Origin of the sequence: Acinetobacter sp. YH12227, from assembly GCF_013417785.1 — a bacterium.
Classification (GTDB): Bacteria; Pseudomonadota; Gammaproteobacteria; order Pseudomonadales; family Moraxellaceae; genus Acinetobacter; species Acinetobacter gandensis.
In genome coordinates this window covers 1-4,037 of record NZ_VPDH01000132.1, presented here as the reverse complement: position 1 = coordinate 4,037, position 4,037 = coordinate 1, and the positions used below count along the sequence as shown (strand labels likewise).

Below are 4,037 nucleotides of genomic sequence, written 5' to 3'. Positions count from 1 at the left end.
GGTTTTAGAAGGAGTTGTAATTTTTCAAAAAAGATTGAAAACCATTTTAAAGCTTTCGACTTAACCTTTTTTTACATCAATAATGGCTTCATTTAATGTCAGCATACTTTTTGAAACACCACCAAAAAATCAAATTGAGTAAATAAGATGTTCCTGATGTATTTAGGCTTTGCCATTATTTTTATCGGTGCCATTGGATTTTTAATTGCCGCATTTAGAACAAGTATTTTATGGGGAATAGGCTGTTTACTCTTTTATCCAATATCAATTGTATTTCTTATCCTGTATTGGTCTGATGCAAAAAATCCATTCTTCTTACAGCTGATCGGTATTTTTATCGTATTTTTAGGTTCAATGACGATTTCACCGACTTAAATCCATGACTTACTTAGGGTTAAATAAACAATAAAAAACGCACCGATGGGTGCGTTTCTTTATATACATTCAGCTCATATATTTAGGCTTTTCATCCACCACTTCAGCATGCCATTCATCAACTTGCTTTTCCAGCAAGCCATAAAGCGCGGCCTGAATCATTTGCTGGGCGATCACATTCATTTGCTCACCCAAAATCGAGCGTAATTCTTCATTAAACTGAATAGTTACCAAAGGTTCACTTTCAGAGCCTGCATTACGTAATGCCAGCTCACCACCTTCTAATTGGACCAATTCAAGAATCGCTTCCTGATTTCCAAATAACTCTTTCAATTGTTCTATCGACATACATCCTCCATGTACCACATGGTGACAAAGGCATGAGCGCTTTGCATTACCTAGATCATCTTATATCGGGTTGAATTTTATAAATTCAAGCGTCAATGGTCAGATTAAAACTCCACCATTTCATTACGAAAGCCATCAATCAGCTGTGTCAGATCACGATGCCATTCACGCAAAATTGCTGTATCTGGTAACCAAGCCTGTGGTGTTTGAGTCACTTTGATAATCAAATTAGATGAAGTCTCATCTTCTGGTTCAGGCGCTGTCGGCTCTGGTGCATACTGACAAAAACGATAGGCACGTTTTAATTCAGCAATAAAGCCCTGCTTAGCCAATTGCTGCATGACAGTGACTTCAGGTGAAACCTGTCCCTTATCCGCCATCAGGTTCTCAATGGACTTCAAGGTTGGTGCTAGATCATTTAAACGATAGTAACGAACCAGTTCTTGTAAGAAGGCTAAAACTGCGCCATGCAGATGAAATACAGCAGCCTCTCGATGTGCTTGTGCTTGTTGAACATGATCGGTCTGCTCTGCCTGTTGACACGATAAACGCGCAAAATAGAGTTTTTGATTGGTACGATCGGCATGAAAGCGAGCAACACGAGACATGAGGAAATATTCCTTAGTATTTAAAAAAATTTTGGCTTATATAACTTAAATGGCATATGCCATTTTCACAATCAAAATCATCAATTTTTACGCATAAAAAAAGGAGCGACTTGCTCCCTTTTTTTATTTTGCTTCAGGCTTATCTTCAGCAGCCTTAACGCGAATGCCCATACCTTTCACTTTTAAGGTATTCAGACCTTTGATCGCTTTGATCGCTTCACGGCCATTCGGCATATCTACAAAGCCAAAACCTTTAGACTTATTTGTGCCTGCATCCATAACAACTACAGCAGAATTTACAGTACCAAATGGTTTAAACAGTTCAACCAATTCAGCCTCAGTAATTGAACGCTCTAAGTTACGTACTAAAATATTCATTAAATTTTCCAAATAGACAGCATCATCAAAAAGCATGGTCTATTTTGCTTTTTAACTTGCGTGTAAATCACGACAAAGATCTATTTTAATCGAGATCGATGCCAAAATCTAAATTAATCGATTTTCTTTCGATTAACGCACTTTTTACCGTTTGTTGACGGGTTTTATAATGGGTTTCTAAGCTACATAAATTTCGGGTTAAATCATTTAAGAAATAACTTTCTACTTTCCGCCCTTGCTCATCTACAGTTTCACGTGCCCAATGATTTAAGTTTTGCTTGGTCAGAATCAATTCATTCTGCGCACGTGTGAGGGCCACGTATAACACACGACGCTCTTCTTCGACTTCATCAAAATTACCTTGCGCGCGCGCATGTGGATATTGCCCCGGCGTCACATTTGCCACATAGCAAACCTTTTGTTCTGTCCCTTTAGCAGAGTGAATGGTAATCAAAGTGACCACATCACTATCTGATTGCCGTTCAATTTCAGAAATAGACACAGGATCGAGCACATACTCTTCCAGAAACTCACTGAGCTGTGTATGCTTTGATGCCAGTTGCTTAACCAAATCAAAATCACCCTGACGGCGGTTCCAATCTTTTTTATAGTTTTCTGCCAATTGATCAGAAATCGCTTGAACAGCCAAGCTTACACATTCTTTGACCTGATCTTTCAACACCGACATTTGCTTCATCATCAAAATGGCTTGATCTGGGACTTTGCCAAATTTTTCTAGCTTTTCACTAATCGCCTGCGTTTCGGGATCAAGTAATATTTGCTGTGACAGTTTGCTCGCTCCGACATCACCCACACCATTCCACAAGGTTAAAAAACGCATCCATGCAATATCATCTAATGGATTCGCCACCACACGCAGTACACTCAGTAAGTCTTTTACATGTGCGGTTTCTAGTAGTTTCATACCACCAATAAAACGATATGGCACATTCGCAGCGATACACGCTGCTTCAATATGTCGTGCAGCAAAACTAGAGCGCACTAAGACCATGTGATCTGACCATTTACTACCTTCAAGGTAGTGTCGCTCTTTAATATCAATGGCAATCCATTTGGCTTCATCAAATTCATTTGGGAAAATGTGCATTTTCGGCTTCACACCCTCCCCTCGATAAGCATCGAGTCTTTTGTCGTATTTGATTTCGCTTTCATCTAGCAACCAATTGGACAGGTCTAAAATTTCTTGGGTTGAACGATAATTTTTTTCGAGTTTGAAAATCTGTGCGTCGGGTACACGCTCTTTGAAATGATGAATATTTTCAAAATCTGCACCACGGAAACCGTAAATGGACTGTGCATCATCGCCAACACAGAACAAACTGACACGTTCCTTTAATGGCTCAAGTAATGCCCATTGCAGTGGATTGGTATCCTGCATTTCATCGACCAACATGTGGCGACAAATCGAAGCCACATAATCCACCAAACCATCTGACTCAGCTAAGGCTTTCGCCACAATCGCCAAGATATCGTCATAATCGAGAAAACTACGCGCACGTTTACGGGCTTCGTATTCTTTCATGATATCCGCGATTTGATCTTTCAACGCAAAGTACTCGGGCATTTGCTTTTCCATGGCAATGCTGAGTTTCTGACGTGTATTCCGCGCAAAGGAATACAGATCACAAAGTTCTTTCGGCTTGGGCAAGTGATTGGGGTTTTTCTTATCATCACGGCCACGAATCAGGCGGAACATCATGAGTTGATCATCACGATCAATAATCGAAAACTGTTCTAGACCAAAGGCTTTGGGAATGCGGCGTAATAGGTACATACAAAAGGTATGAAAAGTCGATGCTCTTAAACCTTTGGCCTGCTCACCAAGCGCAAGTTCAACACGCGCCACAATTTCACTGGCCGCACGGCGGGTAAAAGTCAAAATTTGAATTTGATTGGCAGGCACGCCTTGATCAATTAAAAAGGCAGCACGCGCCACGATGGTTTTGGTTTTACCACAACCTGCTCCTGCCAAAACCAAGCTATGCTGTGCTTCTGTTGTTGCGGCTTGTTTTTGTTGAGGATTTAATTCATCAATCAGGTTGGCTAAACTCATGGTGTCTCATCGTGCTATGTGAATTGGTAGTTTAACAGAGCTGCCCTAAATTCACAGCGTAGACGACTGCAAAGTGACTCAACTTGACGTGGAAACACATCATTTTAAACATGACTATTCATTTAAAATTTTGGTGGTGTTTCAAAAAGTATGCTGAAACAAAGCAGGTTGAATTTTGATAAAATAGAGAAATGCGAATAACTCTAGAAATCAAATGTCCAACCTGCCTCAGTGACAGTATAAAGAAAAATGGC

At 40.2% G+C, this 4,037-nt stretch carries 5 protein-coding genes and 1 pseudogene; 2 read left to right on the top strand and 4 right to left on the bottom strand.

Annotated elements, in window-relative coordinates; translation table 11 throughout:
• Both FTV09_RS17140 and FTV09_RS17135 read left to right on the top strand, forming a co-directional pair.
• Positions 1 to 96, top strand: a pseudogene (locus tag FTV09_RS17140) (IS1 family transposase); the annotation flags it as partial.
• A 51-nt stretch (positions 97 to 147) separates the two neighbouring features.
• Entirely contained in the window at positions 148 to 375 is a 228-nt protein-coding gene (locus FTV09_RS17135) for a hypothetical protein (RefSeq protein ID WP_067763772.1), read from the top strand.
• Positions 376 to 444: 69 nt separating this feature from the next.
• Here the strand turns inward: FTV09_RS17135 and FTV09_RS17130 are convergent, their stop codons facing one another.
• From FTV09_RS17130 to FTV09_RS17115, 4 genes are all read right to left on the bottom strand, one after another.
• A complete protein-coding gene (locus FTV09_RS17130; RefSeq protein ID WP_067763775.1) occupies positions 445 to 723 on the bottom strand; it encodes a hypothetical protein in 279 nt (92 codons plus the stop codon).
• 104 nt (positions 724 to 827) lie between these two features.
• Complete coding sequence (locus tag FTV09_RS17125; protein ID WP_067763778.1) at positions 828 to 1,331, bottom strand: DUF6586 family protein; 504 nt, start codon at positions 1,329 to 1,331, stop codon at positions 828 to 830.
• Positions 1,332 to 1,454: 123 nt separating this feature from the next.
• A complete protein-coding gene (locus FTV09_RS17120) occupies positions 1,455 to 1,709 on the bottom strand; it encodes an RNA-binding protein (protein ID WP_180058961.1) in 255 nt (84 codons plus the stop codon).
• 85 nt (positions 1,710 to 1,794) lie between these two features.
• Complete coding sequence (locus FTV09_RS17115; RefSeq protein ID WP_180058960.1) at positions 1,795 to 3,783, bottom strand: ATP-dependent helicase; 1,989 nt, start codon at positions 3,781 to 3,783, stop codon at positions 1,795 to 1,797.
• Between the last annotated feature and the right edge of the window lie 254 nt (positions 3,784 to 4,037).